The 22,143-nt window shown below is 40.3% G+C and carries 19 protein-coding genes; 5 read left to right on the top strand and 14 right to left on the bottom strand.

Annotation, left to right across the window (positions count from 1 at the left end; translation table 11 throughout):
- Nucleotides 1-177: 177 nt before the first annotated feature.
- The 4 genes from ACSFVZ_RS15880 to ACSFVZ_RS15865 all read right to left on the bottom strand — a co-directional run bounded on the left by ACSFVZ_RS15880 (nucleotide 178) and on the right by ACSFVZ_RS15865 (nucleotide 7,181).
- Nucleotides 178-2,256 (bottom strand): TonB-dependent siderophore receptor, encoded by a 2,079-nt coding sequence (locus ACSFVZ_RS15880; protein WP_435559211.1) that lies wholly within the window; start codon nucleotides 2,254-2,256, stop codon nucleotides 178-180.
- Between the two features lie 442 nt (nucleotides 2,257-2,698).
- Nucleotides 2,699-4,345 carry a hypothetical protein gene (locus ACSFVZ_RS15875; RefSeq protein WP_435559210.1) on the bottom strand — a complete coding sequence of 549 codons (1,647 nt, stop codon included), beginning with the start codon at nucleotides 4,343-4,345 and terminating at the stop codon, nucleotides 2,699-2,701.
- A 167-nt stretch (nucleotides 4,346-4,512) separates the two neighbouring features.
- Nucleotides 4,513-5,397: an EamA family transporter gene (locus ACSFVZ_RS15870; RefSeq protein ID WP_138557788.1), complete on the bottom strand. Its 885-nt coding sequence runs from the start codon at nucleotides 5,395-5,397 to the stop codon at nucleotides 4,513-4,515.
- 212 nt (nucleotides 5,398-5,609) lie between these two features.
- Nucleotides 5,610-7,181: a methyl-accepting chemotaxis protein gene (locus ACSFVZ_RS15865; protein ID WP_435559209.1), complete on the bottom strand. Its 1,572-nt coding sequence runs from the start codon at nucleotides 7,179-7,181 to the stop codon at nucleotides 5,610-5,612.
- 289 nt (nucleotides 7,182-7,470) lie between these two features.
- Here ACSFVZ_RS15865 and ACSFVZ_RS15860 point away from each other — a divergent pair, with 289 nt between their 5' ends.
- On the top strand, nucleotides 7,471-8,826 hold the full coding sequence (locus tag ACSFVZ_RS15860; RefSeq protein ID WP_435559208.1) for a flagellin N-terminal helical domain-containing protein: 1,356 nt from the start codon (nucleotides 7,471-7,473) through the stop codon (nucleotides 8,824-8,826).
- A gap of 16 nt (nucleotides 8,827-8,842) precedes the next feature.
- Here the strand turns inward: ACSFVZ_RS15860 and ACSFVZ_RS15855 are convergent, their stop codons facing one another.
- From ACSFVZ_RS15855 to ACSFVZ_RS15825, 7 genes are all read right to left on the bottom strand, one after another.
- Nucleotides 8,843-9,832, bottom strand: a complete 990-nt coding sequence (locus ACSFVZ_RS15855) for a Gfo/Idh/MocA family protein (protein ID WP_435559207.1) — start codon at nucleotides 9,830-9,832, stop codon at nucleotides 8,843-8,845.
- A 2-nt stretch (nucleotides 9,833-9,834) separates the two neighbouring features.
- The gene (locus tag ACSFVZ_RS15850) at nucleotides 9,835-10,635 is read right to left on the bottom strand and encodes a class I SAM-dependent methyltransferase (protein ID WP_435559206.1); all 801 of its coding nucleotides are present in this window, start codon (nucleotides 10,633-10,635) and stop codon (nucleotides 9,835-9,837) included.
- Nucleotides 10,636-10,639: 4 nt separating this feature from the next.
- A complete protein-coding gene (locus ACSFVZ_RS15845; RefSeq protein ID WP_435559205.1) occupies nucleotides 10,640-11,011 on the bottom strand; it encodes a hypothetical protein in 372 nt (123 codons plus the stop codon).
- A 54-nt stretch (nucleotides 11,012-11,065) separates the two neighbouring features.
- Nucleotides 11,066-11,485, bottom strand: coding sequence for a DUF3429 domain-containing protein (locus ACSFVZ_RS15840; protein ID WP_235382662.1), 420 nt, complete (start codon nucleotides 11,483-11,485; stop codon nucleotides 11,066-11,068).
- 81 nt (nucleotides 11,486-11,566) lie between these two features.
- Nucleotides 11,567-13,102 carry an AMP-binding protein gene (locus ACSFVZ_RS15835; protein WP_435559204.1) on the bottom strand — a complete coding sequence of 512 codons (1,536 nt, stop codon included), beginning with the start codon at nucleotides 13,100-13,102 and terminating at the stop codon, nucleotides 11,567-11,569.
- A gap of 9 nt (nucleotides 13,103-13,111) precedes the next feature.
- Complete coding sequence (locus ACSFVZ_RS15830; RefSeq protein WP_235383709.1) at nucleotides 13,112-13,792, bottom strand: SDR family oxidoreductase; 681 nt, start codon at nucleotides 13,790-13,792, stop codon at nucleotides 13,112-13,114.
- 103 nt (nucleotides 13,793-13,895) lie between these two features.
- Nucleotides 13,896-14,909: an AraC family transcriptional regulator gene (locus tag ACSFVZ_RS15825; RefSeq protein WP_135926907.1), complete on the bottom strand. Its 1,014-nt coding sequence runs from the start codon at nucleotides 14,907-14,909 to the stop codon at nucleotides 13,896-13,898.
- 148 nt (nucleotides 14,910-15,057) lie between these two features.
- Between ACSFVZ_RS15825 and ACSFVZ_RS15820 the strand changes: the two genes are divergently transcribed.
- The 4 genes from ACSFVZ_RS15820 (at nucleotide 15,058) to ahpF (ending at nucleotide 19,125) form a co-directional block, all read left to right on the top strand.
- A complete protein-coding gene (locus ACSFVZ_RS15820; RefSeq protein ID WP_435559203.1) occupies nucleotides 15,058-16,059 on the top strand; it encodes an NAD-dependent epimerase/dehydratase family protein in 1,002 nt (333 codons plus the stop codon).
- A gap of 47 nt (nucleotides 16,060-16,106) precedes the next feature.
- Nucleotides 16,107-16,610: a 2,4'-dihydroxyacetophenone dioxygenase family protein gene (locus ACSFVZ_RS15815; RefSeq protein WP_138557779.1), complete on the top strand. Its 504-nt coding sequence runs from the start codon at nucleotides 16,107-16,109 to the stop codon at nucleotides 16,608-16,610.
- 209 nt (nucleotides 16,611-16,819) lie between these two features.
- Nucleotides 16,820-17,389, top strand: a complete 570-nt coding sequence (ahpC, locus tag ACSFVZ_RS15810; RefSeq protein ID WP_135926910.1) for an alkyl hydroperoxide reductase subunit C — start codon at nucleotides 16,820-16,822, stop codon at nucleotides 17,387-17,389.
- A gap of 155 nt (nucleotides 17,390-17,544) precedes the next feature.
- A complete protein-coding gene (ahpF, locus tag ACSFVZ_RS15805) occupies nucleotides 17,545-19,125 on the top strand; it encodes an alkyl hydroperoxide reductase subunit F (protein WP_235383707.1) in 1,581 nt (526 codons plus the stop codon).
- An 88-nt stretch (nucleotides 19,126-19,213) separates the two neighbouring features.
- On the opposite strand, the gene ACSFVZ_RS15800 is transcribed toward ahpF, so the two are convergent.
- From ACSFVZ_RS15800 to ACSFVZ_RS15790, 3 genes are read right to left on the bottom strand one after another with little or no spacing between them, the layout of a single operon-like run.
- Nucleotides 19,214-19,684, bottom strand: coding sequence for a DM13 domain-containing protein (locus tag ACSFVZ_RS15800; RefSeq protein ID WP_138557777.1), 471 nt, complete (start codon nucleotides 19,682-19,684; stop codon nucleotides 19,214-19,216).
- Nucleotides 19,685-19,686: 2 nt separating this feature from the next.
- Entirely contained in the window at nucleotides 19,687-20,484 is a 798-nt protein-coding gene (locus ACSFVZ_RS15795; protein WP_435559202.1) for a substrate-binding periplasmic protein, read from the bottom strand.
- A gap of 18 nt (nucleotides 20,485-20,502) precedes the next feature.
- A complete protein-coding gene (locus ACSFVZ_RS15790) occupies nucleotides 20,503-22,128 on the bottom strand; it encodes a methyl-accepting chemotaxis protein (RefSeq protein ID WP_138557808.1) in 1,626 nt (541 codons plus the stop codon).
- Between the last annotated feature and the right edge of the window lie 15 nt (nucleotides 22,129-22,143).

Here is a 22,143-nt window from a genome sequence, read left to right as displayed (position 1 = left end):
TTGAATCAGCTCGTGAAAAACTTGAGAGGGCTTATGGTGCCCTCAACTAGTCAGAACTTGTGTGATGAAGTACTAGTACCTTAGCGCAAACCAGTGCTGGGTATTATGAATTAGGTAATTGCCCTAATTAATAGATGTGTGTCGCCCAAACGGGCGACACTTTTTTCTAAGCAGGGTTTAGAACTTATAGGTCAGAGTGAGGCTACCGTTTGTTGGCGCGCCATAATAACCCACGGTTTGTAAGCTATTGATGTACTGCTCATCAGTAATATTATTAACGTTTGCCTGTACTGCAACTTGGTCATTAATATTCCAACGTGCGAAGGCGTTTAGTAGGGCGTAGCTACCTTGTTTAACATTGTAATCAGTGCTTTCGATTTTAGATTGCCAACGGCCATTTAAACCAACCACCACTGCATCTGTTAGTGCATAATCCACTGTTACACCGACAACATCGCGAGGTGCCCATTTATTAGTGTCATCACCATTTTCATCAGTTACATCAATATGTGTATAAGATGCAACGATATTCATAGCGTCGGTGATTTTACCAGTGACTTCAAATTCATAGCCTTCTGACTCAATAGACACGCCTTCATAGTAATAAATACCATCTTCAGTGAGGCCCGCGTATTGCGCAAAGTTATCTTGCTCAGCAGTAAAGTAGGCAAATGTTGTCATAAGGGCATCATCAAACCAAGAAGCCTTAACACCGGTTTCAAAGTTAGTGCCTTTGGTCGGTGCTAAATATTGGCCGTTGTAATCAGCTTGTTCTTGTGGCTGATAAATATCTGAGTAGCTGGCATATAAGTTTAAATCGTCGTTTAACTTATAGGTAAAACCGATATATGGGCTTGTCTCGCTCTCATCATTATCGATAGATGCACCAGCATTCATGCCTGAGCGTTCAAACTCAATAGCGTTAAAACCAACCACGGTAAATAATTTATCAGTAATATTTAACTGAGCCGAGCCAAAGTAACGGGTTAGCTTTTGTTCAATATCTGAATACAGAACCGGTGTTAACCAATCAGGTTCTGGGATCGCATCTAAATCGTATGGGAACGCAGGCGTTGGTCCATAAGCCGGTGTATTTGCAAAATCAAACGGGTGTTGATACATCACATCATCACTTTTAGCGTGGCTTACCCCAAAGCTTGCTTGGTGCTCTTTTCCAAACAATTCAAAGGCACCAAATGCTTTGATTTCAAATAAATCAGCATCCACTTCGCTATCATAACGACCCGGCCAACCACTTAGGCCAAGATTGGTGTCTTTATCAATGCTGCCACTGGCATAAAATAGTTTGTCTTGCTCTTCAAAACCACGGAAGTTGTAGCTCGCTTGAAGCTGCCATGCGTTTGCAAAAACATAGTTGTATTCAACAAATGCAGAGGTGTTAATGGTGTCCCACATTGTCCACTCTTGGGTGGTTGTGTCGCTGACATCCCATTTAGCTTGCGTACCATCTGTGTAGTTATAAACAAGGCCGCCCCAAGTATTGCCATCGGTATCTGCGTCTTGATATGAGTAACCTAAAGTAACCGTTGAGTTATCAGTAAGCTGACCATCTACCACTGCAGAGAAAAACTCGCGATTGTTCTCAAGGCCATCCAGATATGATTCTTTACCTTCTGCGGCAGCAACAAAACGAGCAGCCCAACTACCTGATTCGGTTAATAAAAGTGAGTAGTCGGCTTGTAAACGTTTAAAATCCCATGAGCCAACAGAGACACCGATTTCGCCGCCGTTTTCGTTTTTAGGGCGTTTGCGTACATAGTTAAGCGTACCCGATGCATTACCTACACCAGTGAGTAAGCCATTGGCACCACGAATAACTTCAATTTTTTCGTAGCCATATGCTTCCATTGCGCCGGTAACGATCCCCCAGTCATTCGGTAAGCCAACTCCATCGATTTGTGTATTCTTAATTTCAAAACCACGCGATGTATAGTTGGTACGGTTCGTTTCCCATTCTTCAACATTGATACCCGGGGCTAAGCGTAAAGCATCATTAATGTTAAAAGCGGAATAATTTTTTAGCTGCTCAGCAGAGATCACACTGATTGATTGCGGCGTTTCATCAATTTCTAATGCTAAGCCTGTTGCGCCTTCACTAATACGGTTTTGACGTATGCCAACAATTTCGATTTTTTCGAGCTTTGCCTCTACGTCAGCTGTTTGCTCCGCAAAACTGATTTGAGGGTAAAGTGCACAAAGAATAGCGGTTGCAACAGGCAACTGAGTGAATTTCATTTTTATCTCCGCGTGTTATTTAGCTGGTTTTTAGGGTTTTTGTGTTTGATAAGGAAACTATTTGTGGGTAAGTTATCACAAATGATAATAACTATCATCACCATTTATCGCAAATGGTGATATGTTAATACAAATAAGTTTAAAAATTAGTTTTTTGAAATGCTTTTGAGGTGCTTATATTAATTCGGCTAATTAAGAGAAAGGTTTTTAGGTAATTAAACCTGAGTGATATTAGGCAAAAATTTGTTGCTTAGTTGCTCTTCTGCAATTGAACCTCGATTGCTTTAGCTGGGACGCCTATAAAGCTATAAATAAGCTAATTTTAAAGCTAGTAGTGAAAGGTGTTATTTTTAAAAATAATTAAGCTTTAATGCCAATTAATGAAATTCAAATGAAGTAAACACAAAAAAGGCGCCAGTTGGCGCCTTAAATTCGGGGTATTTTACTTTCTTCGCAGAGAATACGTATCATGACCTATTAGCGTTACAGTTTGGGCAAGACTTACCTCTTCAATATCCATTACAACCACACGCTCTCTAGAGTGAAGGACTTCTGAATCAAGAGATTGCTCTTCTTGAAGCATATAGAAGTGATTACCAATCTGGCCACCACTATGATCGATATTAGCTTCGTGAAGACTGTATTCTTTGTAGCCTGCAACAGTCTCTAACGTTCCAGATGTACCAGAGCCAGGTAAAATAGCAAGGTACGAAACACGCTCAGCAAAGTGTCCTTCATTCAAGCTTTCTTGCTCGTAAAATGCTGCATCAAATCCAGTGCTCGTTAGGTTAGCAGCGCGCGTATAAACGGTATGGCTTCCATTGAAAGTCTGTACTTGTAAAAACAAATATGGCTGTTTTGCAAATGAGTCTTTGAACTCAACAGCTTTATATTCTCTCGTGCCACTTAACATAAAGCTGCCAACCTCAACAATAGTGCCATCATTCATAGTGTAACGGCCTTCATCCATTGCTAGAAAGTCAAACGACTCAACATCTTTATGCGCATCTTTGATGTATTGCCATTTTTGAAATGAGACAGCATAGCTATTGTCGCTTACATTGGTTAATCTTAGCGCTCCACCATTAGGATCATTATTAGTAGGCGCCGATGTGAAGATAGCCGGTGCTGTAAAATATTGGTCAGCAAAGTCGAATGACTTCCATTTGGCACCCAGTTGGTCCATCACTTTTTCTGAATAATAAGCGATACCTTCGTTCTCGATTAAACAAGGCGCTTGGGTGTAACATTCCGTCGTATTTTGCGTATTAGTCGTTAAATCATTGATACGTACAGGCAAACTTGCAACAAAACATGATTTACCCGTGTATGGGCTTAATTTATAAAGTTTTGATTCGTTTTTGTCACCATGGTCATTGATAACTGAGCGACTGATGATAATGTCACCTTTTTGACTCAGTGTTGCACCACCAACATTTACTAAGTTGTGTTCAGCAAGCTTTGTGTATTGATAATTGCTTTGATCAACACTGTAAACCGATGTCGCAGTGATCAGGAAAAGTTCGCCATTTTTGATAACTAAATCAGCTCGGCTTAAGCCTTCAACATCACTAAAGTCTGCAAGCTCAGTTGTACTACCTGTATTTTTATCAATTTTTAGTAGCTTAGAATAACTAACTGCAATTAATGAGTCAGTTTGAGGATCATAGGTTAAACCAATAACAGAACTCGTTCTGCCAACAGAAACATGCTCACCTGTAGCATGGTCTAAATACGCTAAACGACTATATTTAAACTTTTCGCCTTGGATTGGCAACTGTGATGATTGCTCTTCACTAATATTAAGGTGAGAGGTATCAACTTTGTACTCTAGTGGAATAGGTGATGAAACATAATAAGTTCGGTTTGTTGTTTCATCATAAGCAATAGCCGATGAACTAAATTTAGCGATTGAATCGGCTTTAGCTGTTTTATTTTGTTCGTCTAGGCTAAACATAATGCCAAGTTCGCCTCGGCCTGAATTCATCGCAAACAACTCGCCCTGACAGCTATTTGCAGTTGCATTGCTTGCTGTCATAACACCAGCAACAACAAGGGTCGATAATAACAAGTTATTTTTCTTAGACATTCGTATATTCCACTAGTTAGTACATTAGGATACAAAGCAAAAAGGTGAGCCTTGTATTAATAATGAGCATTATAGTGAGAACAGTAACTTTACGAATGCCGAGAAAAGCTGTTTTTAAGTCTTGAAATTAATCCTTTACTATTAAAAACAGGCTCTTTTAGAGTCAATCAATCACATTTCTGACTTTTCTGATCCTGCTCCGATGAGTGAGACATTGAGCTGCCAACAGAAGCCGTGATAACCAATAAAATCGCTAACCACTGCCATACACTAAGCAACTCAGCTAAAATAATAAATCCAGCAAGTGCAGCAATGGCAGGTTCTAGGCTCATCATGATGCTAAAGCCTTGTGCTGGCATATTGCGCAGCGCAACCATCTCTAAAGTGTATGGCAGCGCACTTGACATGATGGCGACTAAAATACCAAGCGGCAGAACTTCCCAGCTCAAGAGTGCTGCGCCTTGTGAAGCTGCGCCATAAGGCACAAGTACAATCGCAGCAACGCTCATCCCCATAGCAACCGTCATCCCGCCAGAGCCTTGGTTACCTGTTTTTTTGCCGAACAAAATATAAAACGCCCAACAGGCACCAGCCGCAAGGGCTAGAATCACACCCACGGGGTCGAGGCTGTCTTCGCCTTTCATATCAGGTAATAATAAAATAATGCCTGCAATGGCACAGGCTACCCAGAATAAATCGCGCTTTTTACGTGACGAAAGTAAAGCAACTGCAAGGGGACCAGTAAACTCCAGCGCAACACCTATTCCTAAAGGGATACGCTCAATTGCGTAATAAAATAGAATGTTCATACCACCTAAGCTCAGGCCATAGATGATTATTGGCATGCGTTGACCCATTGGCGGAAGAGCGCGCCAAGGTTTAAACACAAGGCACAAAATGGCAGCTGAAAAACCCAAGCGTAGGGCAGTGGTTCCCTCAGGGCCTATTACAGGAAATAATTGCTTTGCAACAGAGGCTCCCGATTGAATGGTAACCATTGCAAGAAGTACGCAAATAACAGCAACAAAAAACGGTGGGATGGTGCGTTGCATCACTGTCCTTATGAATTATTAAGAGCTTAAGTTTGCGGCGATTTTACTGATGTTTTGTGGGATAAGAAATGTTTTTCGTTAAATGGACATGGATTATCGATAAAGCTGTTGTGTGCGTAACGGAACACGTCAAGTTGCGGAAAATGTAGTCTAAATTAGATTGGATTATGCTGCCTTTAAGTTAATTAAAGCCAGCATAATTTATCTTTTAATTAGCTCAATTTAAAACGATTTATCTGCTTGTTTAAATTATTTGCCAAGCTAGCCAGTTTACTCGATGAATCCGATATGCTTTGCGTTTGTTGCTGTGATTTTCGGCTGGTGTCTTGTACTTCGTTTAAGCGTTGGGCTATTTCTTCGGTCACTTGAGATTGCTGCTCAGATGCAGAAGCAATGGTCATATTAGCATCCGAAATAGCTTTTGCTTGCACGCTAATTTCATCTAGCATATGGCCCACTTTTTCTGAATTTACCACCGCCTCTTTTATTTGCGTATCACTTGCGCGGATCCTTTGCGTCACAGCATTGGTTGCCGTTTGTAACGAGTTAATTTTATCTTGGATCTCAAGAGTGGAGCTTTGCGTACGACTAGCCAAAGTTCTTACTTCGTCAGCAACAACTGCAAACCCTCGCCCTTGTTCACCGGCTCTTGCAGCTTCGATTGCGGCATTAAGTGCCAGTAAATTAGTTTGTTCAGCAATGTTACTTATAACACTTAAAATAGCAGTTACTTCATTCACTGAGACTTCCAGTTGGTTAAGGTCTGTTAGTGATTTGGTTAAGGTATCGGCCACTGATTCAACAGAGCTCACTCCTTGTTGTACAACTTGCAAACCTTCTTTGGTTTTTTGATTGGCAGAGGTCGCACTGTTTGCTGCTTCTGCACAGTTTTGTGAAACTTCTTTAACGGCCGTTGAGTTTTCATAGACAGAGCTTGAAATCACTTCAATTGCTTGGCTTTGAATATCATTCAACGTTTTGGCCTGTCGTGAAATTTCATCGAGGCTTTTTGCTGCTACTTGGGCCTGCTCTGAATGATCATGAATTTCTTTAAGAAGCTGGGAAAGCTTATCAACCATAACGTTAAAGGTGCTCGCAAGCTGACCTATTTCGTCATCAGCTTTATGGTCAATATAACAAGATAAATCACCTTCAGATATACGCTTAGCTTCATCAATTAAGGCATGGGTTGCTTTAATCACTTTTTTCTCTAATTGCCAGTAACACACTATCAAGGTAGCTATAATGGTCAGCACTAAAACGGTGCTAGTTAAACTTAAGGTGACCACACGGTCATGATTACTTTTTACTTCTGTGGCACTTTTTTTCTCAATTGAACTTAAAAATGCTTTCACGGGTTGCTGAATTTTCTCAACTTCTGCCATGTAAGCCGCGTTGGTTAAAAGCTCGATAGCTTGCACCCATCTTTCATGTTCGCTTACGGTTAAGTTATTTGTATCACGACCAAGCAAATCACTGACTAAGCTAAATGCTTGTTCTTCTGTTTCGACTAGTTTGAGTGATAAATCGTTGGATTTTTGCAAGAGAGCTAAATCATCAGCAGCCACATTAAAAGCTCTTAAGCGCTGTACATAACTTTTCTTTTCGCCATTAAGCCAAGCAGCTTTTCCTTGAATTTGATCAACAAGATTTTGGTATTCCACTTTATAGCGAGGGTCTAAGGTTACAACATGTTGACGAGCAAGTTCTGTAAGGTGAATCGAATTTGAAGATGAAAACTTAGCAAGGTGGCTTAGCTCATAACGCTGTTGCGCCGACTCCATACTTTCTTCTTGTCCTGATTGTAGAAATAAAATTATGAGGAGTAGGCCGGTTGCAAGGGTAATGGTAGCCGCAAAAACCGCTCTTAATAAAAATCGTATAGACAAGGCTAATTCTCACAAATTAAATAATGCATGATTTAAACATAGTGCAATAACCTTCAACCGCAAAAAATATTGTTACAAATGATTATTTATTAAAAAGGTTAATTTAAGGAAAGTTAAAAGTCTTAATTATTAATAAAATGGTATGAGTTTTGCTGTGTCTAGCCTTTTTGCCAAGGAAGACAAAATGTTGACGATCAATTCGCCACGACTACGAACGCCAAATTTACTGCAAAATACGCAATCTATCACCTCAACCTATGAGAAGTTAGCTTCTGGAAAGCGTATAAACTCTGCTAAAGATGACGCTGCAGGCCTACAAATAAGCCATAGATTAACAACGCAAATAGCAGTAAAGCAGCAAACGCTTAGAAATTTACAAGATGGGATCAGCTATGGGCAAGTGGCAGATGCTGGGTTATCCGAGCTAACAGACTCGCTTCAACGCATGCGAACTTTAGCCCTTCAAGCCGCAAATGGCTCAAATACAGATATCGATAGGGAAGCGTTAAATGAAGAGTTTTCACAGTTACGAGATCATATAAACAGCGTTGTAGCCAATACAGAAATTTTTGGTAAAAAACCATTAATGTCTAAGCCTGAGCAAGAGACGAATTTAGATAATGTACCTGTATTGAATGAGGTGTTTTCTAATAATGTTCAGCAAGGAATGAGATCAGGGGATGTTTCTTTAGGCCTAATACCTGCAGGTTCAACGAACGTTAGAATTCAAATAAATGATAATGGTGCGAATGATGATTTAAATCTATTTACCCAAACTGGCGAGCATTTAGTGGGGCAAGATTTATCGTCTGTGCAATCTAGAATTGAAGCAAATCTATTTACTCCAGCAAATGGTTACCAAGGAACAGAAACATATAGCAATGGCAATTTATTTACGGGGGGAGGTTTTAATTTCCCAGCTGTAAATAGTCAAACAATTAACGGAATGAACTTTACCTACTCGGGGAATGGTAACCCAAGCTCAGGAAGTTCAAATGAAGAAATATTCATTGATAATGTAACCGAGCCGCTGCTTCTTACTGTGATTGGCTCGGGGATGTTTCGAATTACTGCCAGTTGGGATTCTTTGGGGAGTTTAAATTCATCATCTGCTGAATCAAGTGATGGTCCAATGATGGTAACATCAACAGACCAAGCGGTCGGTGAAGATGGTTATATTATATTTGAAGATATCGATGCCAGTGCTGGCTCTTTAACGATTGACGGCATTACTATAAGCAGCGAAGACTTGGCTCAAAATGCAATTGCCAGAATTGACACTGCATTGTCGCGTATCGGTGGATTTAGAGCTGAAATCGGTGCAAAAATGAACGCTATTGAGTCAACTATGCGCAATCAATCTAATCAATCGTCGATGCTAAGCTCAGCAAATCAGCGAATTGAAGATACTGATTTTGCAAAAGTAATGGCAGAAAAAGTATCTCTAGATATTGTTCAGCAAGCGAGTGTTAGTGTTGCTATGCATGCAAGGGATATTACTAAGAATGGAATTTTGAGTTTGTTAGGGCAACTAGAATAGTTGCCCTTAAACGCTATTAGCTTTTATCTGCAGGATAGACAACACCAAGCTGACTTCGCGCTTCATCAAGCACTGCCATGACTTGCTTTGAAAGTGCATGGGTATTAACTGATGACTCAATTTGTCCTGCATTGGCCGCTTGAATAAAGTGGCTTACTTCATGGCGCATAAAGTGTTCATCAAATGGCTCAGAGAGTTCTTCGACCGTGCCATCGTTACCAATATATTGCATACGCTTTAATAAAGAGACAGCTTCGATACGAATACGGCCTTTTTCACCTTGAATTTCAGTAAAATTATCGCCTTGTGAGATTTTAGAGTAGCTTATTACTGCTTGTTTATCGGCATAATTTAATAATACATCGCCGGCGCCATCAACACCGGTTTCAAGTAACACACCACTGGCTTTCACACTCTGAGGCGCGCCCCATAAAGCGAGTAAAATATACAGCGGATAAATACCTAAATCGACTAATGCTCCGTTAGCAAGCTCCGGTAAAAAGGTATTTGGGCGCTCACCATTTTTATACTTATCGTAACGTGATGAGTACTGACTATATTGACCAATATATTTGCGAGGTACGCCAATTTTAGTAAGAGCATTTTTTAAGCGCGCAAAGTTTGGTAAATGCGTGGTCATCATCGCTTCCATGTATAAGCGTTGATTTTCTTTAGCTGCTTCGATAATCAGCTCAAGCTCTACGCTGTTTGCTGCCGAAGGCTTTTCACCTAAAACGTGTTTACCCGCTTTTAAACACATAACAGCATAGTCTTTGTGTAAGCTATTTGGTGCCGCAATGTAGACGGCATCGACCAGAGGGTCTTGGCATACTTGTTCAATATTGGTAAACACTTTAGCGTCTGTCATGTCGTGCTTTGCAAGGAAAGACTCACCTGTTTGCTGCTCTCGAGAGCAAACGCCATACAAGGAGAATTGTTCAATTTGTTTGGCTGCGCTCAAAAGCGTGTCGCTTATAAAATTGGTACCTACAATCACAAAGTTCATGGTTACTCCTCGTTGTTTTGTGCAAGCCATGCTTGCCAATCCTGTTCAAATTTTTCCATCTGTTTGTGCTTTTTGCTTAACAAATGTTTGTCTTCGTCTTCTTGAGCCATATAAGGGCCAACGCGACATAATGCACAGTGCTTATCACCTAAATAAGCGGGTAAAGTCAGCTTAGTAGTAATGTTGTTGTCAGTTTTTTCGCTAAATACATAGGTAATGCCACTGGTGTCTTTTACATGTTTATCACGGTCAACATTGCGAATTTTATAGCCTGGGAATAAATTAATATCGAATGGCATTTGGCCTAAATAATGGCAGTTTAGCCCCTTATTTAAGCTGCCTTCAATATTCCATTCGCGATACGGTTTTACATCTTTAGAGGTGATGTAACACAGCATCGGGCCGTTTTTATCTAATGCAAATTGGCTTGCGTAGTCTAGATAGCGATGCAACAAGGCACGGTTTAAAACATTCATACCACCTTGTTGGGTATTTGCTTTAAATGCTGCCTCACCTTTAAATGCGGGTATAAGTGGAAATTGAAAAATAACTACATCGAAACGTGCATCGACTAAGTGCAGCCACGAGTCTGGCTTTGTTACATCAAATTCAGTGAGTGTAGTTACATTTAGTTGTTGCAATGCGGTTAGTGCATTGTCGGCATATTTTTGCTCAATAGTGTTTGCATCATCATAAGTCGAAGCAACAAGCTTGGTTGGTTTTATATGACGAGCTATGGCGTGCGAAAATGACAAATCACCATCGCCTACCGTCAAAATGCGCCAACTTGGGTCTAAAAACATGTCGTTATTTGCCTTGTTCTGGCGCTGTTTCAACTGCATTTTTTGGGCAAAGCGCTAAACGAGTTTTTAGCCCTTCAATGGCAATTTGTTTAAAGATCAAGTTAAAGCTAATCAAAACGGCAATAACGATATGAATAGGACCGTGCGTAAACCCTGCGTCGGTGTCAAAGAGCATTAAACCGAAAAGCAAAAACATGGTGGCTAAAAATATTTCAATCAACTGATTAGAATATATCTTTAAAGTACCTTGGTTTTTGTGATCTTTTTTAATGTGGATAGCACAAAAAAAGGGAATCACTTTAATTTTAAAGTGAGCGCCTTTTTCAACGTAATTTTCGCCGAGTAGGTCTAGTTTGGCGCGCAATTGATCTATCATAGCAAGTCCTTAAGAAACTGAGCCGCGGATGTTACCGCAAACCGGGCTAAAGGGCTACTCAGGATAGATGCTGATGCCAATTACAAAGATGTGACAAACAAAAACGACTGAGGTTAAAACAAATCGCATTTTCTGGTAATCAACATGGTAATTTTGCCACTGCGGTGAAGTTTTCTCGAATAATAATACAAGCCAAAAACTTGCTGCTAACCAACCTAAAGCCCATGGTGTTGGCAGAAAACTTAAAAACCCAATAGGTAAGATAGGAATAATCGCTTTTATAGCATCAGCATGCGTTTGCTGGCCTGCATGCCATAAGTTACCAGCCATAAAGGCTAAAATAGCGATGCTATAAAAAGTGAAAAAGTCTAAGTTGACGGCATTACTTCCTGCAATAAGTGGCCAGCCTACGCAGCCTAAAAACGGTAGTAAACCTAAGTAACCAAGTTGAATGTGATTAATAAACTTTTCCATAATGACCTTAAAGCCGCCTAACTGGTATAAAATAACTCGTAGTTATTTTATACCAGTTAGGCGGCTAAAACGATCGCTTTATTATTGGCGTAATTCTCGACGTAGAATTTTGCCAACCGTCGATTTAGGCAATTGTTCCATAAAAATGATTGATTTAGGTACTTTATAAGCACTTAAGTTTTCGCGGCAATAGTCACTCACCTGTTGCTCATCAATCTGCTCTTTTAAAGTAATGTAGGCACAGACACGCTCACCGGTTTTTTCATCTTTTGCACCAATAACGGCCGCTTCGCAGATAGCAGGGTGCTGACAAAGTACATTTTCAACTTCGTTAGGGTAAACATTAAAGCCAGAGACAATAATCATGTCTTTTAAACGATCTACAATTTTGTAGTTACCGCTTGGCAGTTTTAGGCCTACATCTCCGGTTTTGAAAAAGCCGCGTTTCATGCATTTATCGGTTTCATCTTGGCGTTGCCAGTAACCCATCATCACCTGTGGGCCTTTAACAACTATCTCGCCAGACTCACCGTCAGCAACAGGTTCATCATTTTCATCCCAAATCTCAACTGTGGTGTTTGATAATGGGCGGCCAATACTGCCAATCTCTTCTTTTTTAAAGTCGTTTAACGTCGCAACTGGCGAGGTTTCTGATAAGCCATAGCCTTCTGTGATTGTGCAACCTGTGGTGCTCATCCATGCATCAGCAGCTGCGTGTGTTAGAGCTGCGCCCCCTGAGACTGTCATTTTTAGGTTTGAAAAATTCAGGGCTTTAAAACCAGGATGCATACACAAGCCAATAAATAAGGTGTTAATGCCTGAAAAGTAATTAATTTCAAATGGTTCTATTTGCTTTACTAAGGCATCTAAATCACGAGGATTTGGTATAAGCACATTAAATTGTCCCATTGCGAATAGGCCAACCATATTCACCGTAAAGGCGTAAATATGATAAAGCGGAAGTGGACAAATACCCGTTTCTTGGCCAGGGGTTAAAATTTCGTCAAAGCGTTCATTCATTTGCTCGGCATTAGCTAAGATATTGCCATGACTAAGCATTGCAGCTTTAGCAACTCCTGTTGTTCCCCCCGTATATTGCAAAACGGCAATATCATCACGGCTTGCTTGGTGTGGTTTAAGTGGAGCGAGTTTTTCCCCTTGGTGAATGAGTTCAGGTAATGACAATTGGCCCGGTTGCAGTGAAGGTTCACCCACCGCTGAAGTAACAATCACTTTTTCTATGGAGGTTTGACTAATGATAGTGGCTAGTTTATCGGTTAGTGCGTCCAGTATTACGATGGCATTTACGCCTGCGTCATTGAACTGATGAAGCATTTCACGAGCAGTATAAAGCGGATTGGTATTAACAACGATTAATCCGGCACGAAATGCAGCATAAGTAACGACAGGGTAGTCAACTATATTAGGCAATTGGATCGCGATTCGGTCGCCAACCTTAAGGTTACTTTGCTGTTGAAACCACTGAGCTAAGTAACGAGATTGCTGTTCGATTTGTGAATAAGTAAGTGTTTTACCCGCACTATTATAGGCTGGGAGTTCTGCATAGGTTTGACATGTTTGGTCTATCAATTGCGTGAGGTTATCATGTGTGTTCATGGTTGTTCCTTAGCGTGTTGTTCTTATTAGTTGTTGTTTGATGAGGCGATCCATTACAGAGTCCATAACCCAATTAGGTAAATAATGGCTCATGACATAAGTTAGTTTAGATTGTAAGCCAAGGATCACCATTCGTTTTTGTTTATCTAAGCTTTTTACTATTTGCTTAGCTGTGTCTGCAGCATTTTCTGAGGCGTTATGTGCTTTGTTGAAACACATCAAGCTGAGTTTAATTTTGTTTGGCTTAAACGTTTGGCGTAGTTCCTTTGCAAGTATCAATACACTTGGTTCTGGTGAAACTTGAGCTTTATTTGTAACAGGAATCATTAATGCAAGGTGGCTATTCATCGCTAGTTCTGGGCTTATAACTGTGGCAATGTTTCGTAGTGCAAGAGCGTGATCACAGTTGGTTACTTCATCCGAACGGTCACAATAAATTGCCAATTCAGGTTTACCAATAGCGGCAATTGCATTATTTACTTGGATTTGTAACCCTTCAATATCGCAGATATGGGTGGCAAAAAATTCTATATATTGATTGCTGTGTGCAAGGCTACACAAGGTTTGCTTTGTTATATCGCTAAATTGCTTGTCGAATAACGCAACATCATCACCACGACGAATATATTGCTTTGCTAATTCGAACCCAATACCACTATTACTACCGGTAATAAACACTCTTCTTAACATTACACGACCACTGATTAGCGAAACTAGCTAGTCAATATATATAAATTGTTAACCAATTAATTAACTTTATACGACCTGTTTTTAGCTTTTTGCGCCATTATAATCAATGTGACTTACGATAGTCTTTTGGTGGCATGCCATACCAGCGTTTGAATGCTCGGGTAAATTCGCTGTAATTAGAAAAGCTTAAGATATCTGAAATGTTTGATAAGCTTAGGCTTGATTCAGTTAAATATTGGTGAGCTAAATTGCAACGAACCTCATCAACGAGTTCGCGAAATGTTGTGTCATACTGGGCTAAATGTCGCTGTAGACTTCGCGCACTCATTGACAACTTTTCAGCGATTAAATTAACACCAAATTGTTCATGAAGTAGATATTGTTTTATAAGCACTTCAACATGTTCACAAATATTTTCGCGTTTAGACTCGTTCGGGTGTCCAAGTTGTTGACTAAGAATAGAAAACAACTGCTTATCTGAGTTCTTAATGGCCAACTTTAGGTATTTTTTCTCAAACACTAATGCGGTATGAGCACAGTTAAATACTGGTATTTGACCAAGGGCTTGGCGGTATACACTGGTGTTTGCATCACAGCTGTGAGGCAGTTCTAGGCGGTGAAGTTTTATTTGGTCATCGGTTAATTGTTTTAAAAGATTAACCCCAACACTCAGAGCTAGGTCTGCTCCGTGATATACACCGACTTTTAAACTACTGCGCACTAAAAAAGACAGTTTTACAAAGTCTTGGCCACTTTCGAGCAACAGATCAGCACTATTTTGATGAATATGATAGTACTTGGTTAAGTTTTTTAACGCCATTTCAAGAGTCTCGCAGTTACCCATCAAATAACCAACCGAACCTAAGATGTTGAGACTTTGCCAACGACCTAGCTCTAGGCCGAAATAGGGCAGGTTTAATTCTTTCGCTGTGATTTCTAGTAACTCAATGAGCTGCTGATATTGCACAAAATTATTGGGCTCAATGAGCTGTTTTCTGTCTAAGCCTACGCGCTCTAATAGTGCATCTGGGTTTACTAATTTACTTTCAATCAGTTCGACATAGCCATGTAAAGCAGATGCTCTAATTAGGTCGGGTGTGTGTGTTTTGCGAGGCATAGTTTGCTCTTTTTTAGTGCGCTGGCGTAAAAAGTAAAAAATTTTGCGTAAAAAGTAAAGTAATAAAGGTCATTAAAGTTTAACAATGTATTAACCAAATGGCCTGCTAAATGCAATTGAGGCTTTAACGTGCTTAGAGGAACACACAATGAACTACTCAAAAGTTTTTATAAGTGGTGGTAATGGCTTTATTGGCCGCACGCTGGCGCGCTACTTTGAAGCGAATGGAGTCGATGTATGCGGCGTTGATTTAACGCCCTCTAAAGAATTCAATATTGTTGCAGGTAACTTGAATGAGCCTGCTGGCTGGCGTTCATTATTGAATGACTGTGATTTGGTTATTCATACTGCGGCAATTGTTTCAAATGCGTTTAGTTACAAGCAAACATGGCAGGCGAATGTAGGCTGGACGAAAAACTTACTTGATGCAGCGGTCGCAGCAAACACAGTAAGGCGTTTTATTCATATTTCGTCGACTGCCATTTATGGCAGTAATTGGCAAACAGATATTAAAGAAGATGCGCCTTTGTTACCTGATGGGCGAGCCTATAACGACTCAAAAATGATGAGTGAACATTTAGCGCTAAGCTATCACGCCAGTAAAAAACTCAATGTAACAATAATTCGTCCTGGCGATGTTTATGGCCCTGGTTCAAAGCCTTGGATAGCTTACCCATTGCAAGAAATCGCCAAAGGCACGTTTATGGTGCCACAGGGCATGTTCGGCCCTGTTTATATTGATGATTTAGTGAGAGGCATTTATCAAAGTGCCATGAGCGAGGGGGCAAATGGTGAGATTTTTAATCTATCAGGCCCAGAGCAAGTAACTAATCAAACTTATTTTAATTATTTAGCGCAAGCACAAGGGAAAAAGCACGTCACAGTTGTGAACTTGTCCTTAGTGCTAAAACTAACGGGCTTTATAGAGTGGTGTTATCACCTTTTTGGTAAAACCACCGATATCAATCCATCAACTATGCGCATGCTAAGCCGAAAAAGTGCGGCATATAGTAGTGAAAAAGCGCACCGTGTTTTTGGCTATCAACCTGAATTTACCTTACAGCAAGGTATGCAACATGCGTTGCAGTGGGCGTATGAGCAAGGGCTTTGTAAAGAAGAGCTACGCACTAATACCGTAGAAGCAAATTAAAGACAACTAGTTAACTTATTGAAAGCAATTGAAAAGAGGGCACACATATGGCATTACCAGATATTATTAACCATCAAGATTTCTTACTGACAATTCATACCAATGATGAAAAGCTAATCAAAAACGCCTTACCGGGCGTGCATATCTACCCACTGATGCTGGATTCTGAAAATGGAGTATGGGTTTTGCGTGTTTTATTTGAACCAGGTACGGTTTTACCAAAACATTTTCATACTGGTGTTGTGCACTTATATACGTTAGCGGGAAGTTGGCACTACACTGAATATCCAGATGATTTACAAGTGGCGGGCAGCTATTTATTTGAGCCAGGCGGTTCGATTCATCAATTTCAAGTACCTGAAGACAACACTGAAGTGACAGATACCTTTATGGTGGTTATGGGTTCTAACATCAACTTTGACCCTGATGGCAACTATATGAACATTATGGATGCAGGTTGGATTGAGCAAGTGATGTTAGCAGCTGCAAAAGAGCAAGGAATTGAGCCTAACTACATTAAACCTAAGAGCTTATACGGCTTTAGTAAATAATTTTATTCCCTGAAGCAAAGCCCTTAATTGCAGTAAGCTATTGAGGGCTTTATATTTATTACGGGTTATTTGTAGTTCAATCTAAAAAACAAATCAATTTAATCTAAACAATCAATTTTATTTTAATCGCTCACACCTCTATTGTATTAATCAAGCAGACGCAAGGCTGCGTTAATTAAACTTTTTTAAATACATCAATGAGGAATACTATGAGCACTTCATTAATTAACACAAAACTACAACCATTCAATGCAACAGCTTACCACAATGGTGACTTTGTAGAACTAACAGAAAAAGACGTGCTAGGTAAGTGGTCAATCTTCTTCTTCTACCCAGCAGATTTTACTTTTGTATGTCCGACAGAGCTTGGTGATGTTGCAGACTACTACGAGCAACTACAAGAAATGGGTGTTGAAGTTTACTCAGTATCAACCGACACGCACTTCACTCACAAAGCATGGCACGATACGTCTGAGACAATTGGTAAAATCAAATTCCCAATGATTGGTGACCCAACAGGTCGTATTACACGTAACTTCGGTGTGATGATTGAAGATGAAGGTCTTGCACTTCGCGGTACATTCGTAATGAACCCTGAAGGCGAAATCAAAGTAATCGAAACTCACGACCTAGGTATCGGCCGTAGCGCGAAAGAGTTAGTTCGTAAAGTACAAGCTGCACAGTACATTGCTAACCACGACGGTGAAGTATGTCCTGCATCATGGCAGCCAGGTGAAGAGACACTTGCTCCTTCATTAGACCTAGTTGGCAAAATCTAATTTGCCACGGCATTAAATGATAGCAAAGCTTTGCTTTGCTGTCCCAATGCAACCTTAATTGCCCATCACAACTCACATTAAGCACATTAGCGGGTGGTGGGCAGTTATACCCAAAATTTTTCTAGATTATTTATTCTGAACTCAAGGGCTAAGCCATGTTAGATACGAATATCAAAAACCAATTAACAAGCCACTTTGCTTCTATTACCAGCCCTGTTGAGCTGCTTATCGCCTTGGATGACAGCAATAAATCAACAGAACTTAAAAACTTAGCAAACGATTTAGCATCGTTAAGCGACAAATTCTCGGTGCGAGATAACCCTAACCAAGACGTACGACGTCCGTCTATGGTGGTATCTTCACCTATTAACAACACGCAAATTACATTTGCGGGTGTGCCTATGGGCCACGAATTCACCAGCTTGATCCTTGCACTTCTTCACACAGGTGGTCATCCAAGTAAGGCATCACAGAGTGAAATTGAACAAATTAAATCATTACCTGGGCCACTTAACTTTGAAGTGTATATTTCATTAAGTTGTCAAACCTGTCCGCAAGTAGTGCAAGCACTCAACTTAATGGCAGCACACAACGAAAACATTACGGCCACTATGATTGATGGTGCTTTGTTCCAAGACGAAGTGAATGAGCGCAATATCCTAGCGGTGCCAGCGGTGTATTTAAATGGCGAGCTGTTTAGTCAAGGTGCAGTTAATCTGACTGATATCTTAAATAAAGTAGATACCAAAGCGGCTGCACGCCAAGCCGAAGCACTAAACGACAAAGAGTTATTTGACGTACTTGTTGTTGGTGGTGGTCCGGCAGGGGCTTCTGCGGCAATTTATTCAGCACGTAAAGGCTTAAATACAGGCGTGGTTGCAGAGCGTTTTGGTGGTCAGGTTTCAGACACGTTAGCAATTGAAAACTTTATATCAGTTAAAGCGACCGAAGGTCCTAAATTAGTTGCTCAACTAGAAGAGCACGTAAAAGAATACGACGTTGATGTTATGCAAAACCAACGTGCGGCATCACTTACTAAGCAAGGTAATTATCAAATCACGCTAGAAAATGGTGCGATTTTAAATGCTAAGTCAGTGGTATTAGCAACCGGTGCCCGCTGGCGCGAAATGAACGTACCGGGTGAGAAAGAGTATCGCGGTCATGGCGTTGCTTACTGTCCTCACTGTGATGGTCCGTTATTTAAAGGCAAAGCGGTAGCGGTTATCGGTGGTGGTAATTCAGGTATTGAAGCTGCAATCGACCTTGCTAACATTGTTGAGCATGTTACCGTGCTTGAGTTTGCTGATACCTTACGCGCTGATGAAGTCCTTATTCGTAAAGCAAATAGCTTAAACAACATTACGATTATCAAAAACGCGCAAACGACAGAAGTTGTTGGTGATGGTAAACGAGTAACAGGCTTAAACTATATTGATCGTATCTCTGGCGATGAAAAATCACTTGAGCTTGCAGGTATCTTTGTGCAAATCGGCTTGGTGCCAAACACTGAATGGTTAAAAGATTCTGGGTTATCACTAACTCGCTTTGGTGAAATCGAAATTGATAGCAAAGGTGCAACATCATTACCGGGTGTTTACGCGGCAGGTGATGCAACAACAACACCGTTCAAGCAAATCATTATTGCAATGGGCAGTGGTGCAACGGCCAGTTTAGGCGCATTTGATTACTTAATTCGCCACAGCGAAGAGGTACAAAGCACTGAAGATGCAGCTTAATTAGCGACTCTTGATTAGGCAGCTCACACCCATAGCTGCCGCTTTAAAGCCGCCCTCTCCAAAGGCGGCTTTGTTTTTATTAATCCAGCTATTGATACTGTGCTGCAGTAATAAATTCCTCAAAACTTTCACACCAAATAACCACTGTATTGTAATCGCTGACATCAATACCTTGTGGCACAACTAATTTAAAGCCATTGAATGAACGTACTCCTGCAACACGTTGCATGGTTCCTTTTTGTGCTAAAAAATCAGCTTCGTTATCAACAAAATTGCGCGATAAGTAAAGTTGATAGTCAGGTCCAGGTGATAAAGTACCTTGCATAGAAATAGCATCATTTGTTAGATAGACCATCCCATCACCATAATGAAGGCGATCTGAGCCTTTAAGGTCTGGCTTAAACGCGGCACTAAACTGAGCTCTATCTTGATGCTGCTTCAAAATAGCAACATCGGGCGCTGGTTGCTCCGTTAAAATAGGCAAACTGTAAACCCCTGCCATAAAACCCATGGCAAAAATAGCCAATGCCATGATGATAATTAGCACTGCTTTTAGCATGCTTACTCCTTGTTCTTTAGCGTTATGGTGTGGCGTTGATTTAAAGAGTATTGTTTTTCAACATCACCAAAATATTGCAAATAGAGCCGCTCAAGTTCACCTGATTGCTTTAGCTTTTGCATACCTTGTTCTAGCAAATCCCTAATGTGTTGATTCTCTTTGCTTAAGTAAAAGTAATAGTCGCTGGGATATTGCAGCATAATGTCTGGTGCAATGATAAAATTGAACTGTTTGAGTCTATTGAGTTCAGTGCCAATAGCCAGTACTGAGCGTGGAAAGTAATCGGCAAAACCTGTCTCTAGAGCTTTGATCATGCCAGGATAATCAAGCTCGCCATTAACAGTTAAGTCATTGTCTCTTAGCACCGTATAATCAGACCAACTTTGCTGCTGTAATGCAATTAATGGTTTTAATTGATCAAGGCTTTTTATTGCACTGAACTTTGCTTGGTCATCACCACGAATAATAAGCAAACGCTTACCGTGCAAACCCTTGTATAAAGGAATTGTGGTGTTAACTAATGAAGTGGGTTGCTTATAAGGGAAAGACAGCCAAGCTAAGGTAATTGTTTTATTATGACTAAGTTGTTCAATAATACGTTTATCATTCATTGGCTTGGCGTTGTACATTAATACAGCGTCTACGCCCATTGCGGCGAAGCTTTTAATGAGAATATCGTGGATGTATTGATTTTTTACCGCGTCGGTATAGCTCGGTTTTGCAAGTTGAATAACAATTTGCTCTTGACCAAAGCTCTGTTTAATGAATACCATCAATAAAATAAATATTGTTCTATTCATTTATTTGAGTCTCTGCATTTATACTTTGAAAACATGCACCTGCTGTTGTAAACGCGAAGCCAAAGAAGCCAATTCTTGGCTGGCTTGTGCATTTTGTTGTGAACTTTCGCTAACCAGTGAAATACTGCTACTAAATTCATTAATATTACAACTTAGCTCGTTTGCAACAGTCGTTTGCTCATCTGTTGCGGTGGATACTTGGTTGTTCATATCGGCAATAAGTGCCATTTCTTGAGTGATTTCAGTGAGTAATTGTGAAGAGCGCTCAGCGTACTCAACACTTTGTTTGGCACTGTCATCTGCATTACCCATGGCGGTGACTGCTTGCTGTGCCATTGCTTGTAGTTTAGTAATCATTTCATTGATATTAGCGGTCGCTTTTTGGGTGTTATGTGCAAGCTGTCTGACTTCATCAGCCACAACTGCAAAACCACGACCTGATTCTCCCGCACGAGCTGCTTCAATCGCCGCGTTAAGAGCTAATAAATTAGTTTGTTCAGCGACTCCTTGGATCATCATCACGACTTGGTTTATATCAGTTGTTTGTGTATTTAACTCATTGATAAGTTGTGTATTTGCATTAACTATTTGCGATAAGCGGTTTATTGCATCAATGTTTTCTTGTACTGATTGCTGGCCAAGTTTAGCTGTTTTATCTGTGTGGGTGGCTTTTTCTGAGGTTGAAAGCGCATTTGCGGCCACTTGCTCAATCGCGCTACTCATTTGCGTAATTGCGGTGGCAATCATTGCTGATTGATGCTCTTGCTCAGTGGCAGTGCTTGCTACTTGATCACTAATTGAGTTCATTTGCTCTGCTGCTGAAGATAAGGTTAATGTTGCATTAGTTACATCATTTACTAGGTCGTGTATTCGCTTCATCATCGCGTTGAAATGAGTGGCTGCTTGAGCTATTTCATCGTTGCCATAAGTTTCTGCTCTGAGCCGTAGGTCAGCACTTTTAGAGATAGAACCAATAGTTTTACTTAATGATAACAGAGGGTTATGAATAGAGCGATAAATGACAAATGCAATAAATAATAAGATGATTATCAAAATACTGATGGATGCGCTCATGGCTATAGTGACTTGTTTAAAATCTTTTTCAGATGCAAGTTTAAACTTATTAGCTTCATTGATTTGAAGGTTTATCAACCCTTGATAGCTTTCGCTGAGTGGGTCAAACACATCGTAAAGGCTTTTTACAAACACCTCATTAGGAATTGCTTTTAATTCATTGTTTTTAACTTGATTTAAAAGTTTGCTGAGTTCGCTTTCTACCACAGTGAGATTCTTTTCGACGATATTTACTAAGCGTTGCTCTTCATTGGTGAGCTTGGTGCCTAAATAGCTTTTCCATTTGTTGTCGGCAACACCCTTTGCGTTTTCAACCGCAGCAAGAAAATCATTTTTTGAAATTTGCTCAGCACGGTATTTATGAAATAAATCGACAATGCTAACGGCATAATTGTCCGATACTGTTTTTATTTGCTCAAGCGGGATGACTCTATCGTCGTAAAGACTGTCGATGCCTTTTACCATGCTCGACATAATGGACATCGTAAATATTGACGTAATCACAAAAACGCAGACCGGTAACAAAGCCAAAATGGCTAATCGCGTACGAACGGTATAGTTGTTTAACATGAGCATTAGAATGTT

The organism is Pseudoalteromonas nanhaiensis (genome assembly GCF_051235485.1).
Classification (GTDB): Bacteria; Pseudomonadota; Gammaproteobacteria; order Enterobacterales; family Alteromonadaceae; genus Pseudoalteromonas; species Pseudoalteromonas lipolytica_C.
The sequence above is the reverse complement of the archived record's forward strand: the minus strand, read 5'-3'. Positions and strand labels throughout refer to the sequence as shown.

Bases quoted from the DNA above. Each gene is read 5' to 3' on its own strand.
- ACSFVZ_RS15880 (WP_435559211.1), bottom strand. From the start codon at position 2,256: ATGAAATTCACTCAGTTGCCTGTTGCAACCGCTATTCTTTGTGCACTT.
- ACSFVZ_RS15875 (WP_435559210.1), bottom strand. From the start codon at position 4,345: ATGTCTAAGAAAAATAACTTGTTATTATCGACCCTTGTTGTTGCTGGT.
- ACSFVZ_RS15870 (WP_138557788.1), bottom strand. From the start codon at position 5,397: ATGCAACGCACCATCCCACCGTTTTTTGTTGCTGTTATTTGCGTACTT.
- ACSFVZ_RS15865 (WP_435559209.1), bottom strand. From the start codon at position 7,181: ATGGAGTCGGCGCAACAGCGTTATGAGCTAAGCCACCTTGCTAAGTTT.
- ACSFVZ_RS15860 (WP_435559208.1), top strand. From the start codon at position 7,471: ATGTTGACGATCAATTCGCCACGACTACGAACGCCAAATTTACTGCAA.
- ACSFVZ_RS15855 (WP_435559207.1), bottom strand. From the start codon at position 9,832: ATGAACTTTGTGATTGTAGGTACCAATTTTATAAGCGACACGCTTTTG.
- ACSFVZ_RS15850 (WP_435559206.1), bottom strand. From the start codon at position 10,635: ATGTTTTTAGACCCAAGTTGGCGCATTTTGACGGTAGGCGATGGTGAT.
- ACSFVZ_RS15845 (WP_435559205.1), bottom strand. From the start codon at position 11,011: ATGATAGATCAATTGCGCGCCAAACTAGACCTACTCGGCGAAAATTAC.
- ACSFVZ_RS15840 (WP_235382662.1), bottom strand. From the start codon at position 11,485: ATGGAAAAGTTTATTAATCACATTCAACTTGGTTACTTAGGTTTACTA.
- ACSFVZ_RS15835 (WP_435559204.1), bottom strand. From the start codon at position 13,102: ATGAACACACATGATAACCTCACGCAATTGATAGACCAAACATGTCAA.
- ACSFVZ_RS15830 (WP_235383709.1), bottom strand. From the start codon at position 13,792: ATGTTAAGAAGAGTGTTTATTACCGGTAGTAATAGTGGTATTGGGTTC.
- ACSFVZ_RS15825 (WP_135926907.1), bottom strand. From the start codon at position 14,909: ATGCCTCGCAAAACACACACACCCGACCTAATTAGAGCATCTGCTTTA.
- ACSFVZ_RS15820 (WP_435559203.1), top strand. From the start codon at position 15,058: ATGAACTACTCAAAAGTTTTTATAAGTGGTGGTAATGGCTTTATTGGC.
- ACSFVZ_RS15815 (WP_138557779.1), top strand. From the start codon at position 16,107: ATGGCATTACCAGATATTATTAACCATCAAGATTTCTTACTGACAATT.
- ahpC (WP_135926910.1), top strand. From the start codon at position 16,820: ATGAGCACTTCATTAATTAACACAAAACTACAACCATTCAATGCAACA.
- ahpF (WP_235383707.1), top strand. From the start codon at position 17,545: ATGTTAGATACGAATATCAAAAACCAATTAACAAGCCACTTTGCTTCT.
- ACSFVZ_RS15800 (WP_138557777.1), bottom strand. From the start codon at position 19,684: ATGCTAAAAGCAGTGCTAATTATCATCATGGCATTGGCTATTTTTGCC.
- ACSFVZ_RS15795 (WP_435559202.1), bottom strand. From the start codon at position 20,484: ATGAATAGAACAATATTTATTTTATTGATGGTATTCATTAAACAGAGC.
- ACSFVZ_RS15790 (WP_138557808.1), bottom strand. From the start codon at position 22,128: ATGTTAAACAACTATACCGTTCGTACGCGATTAGCCATTTTGGCTTTG.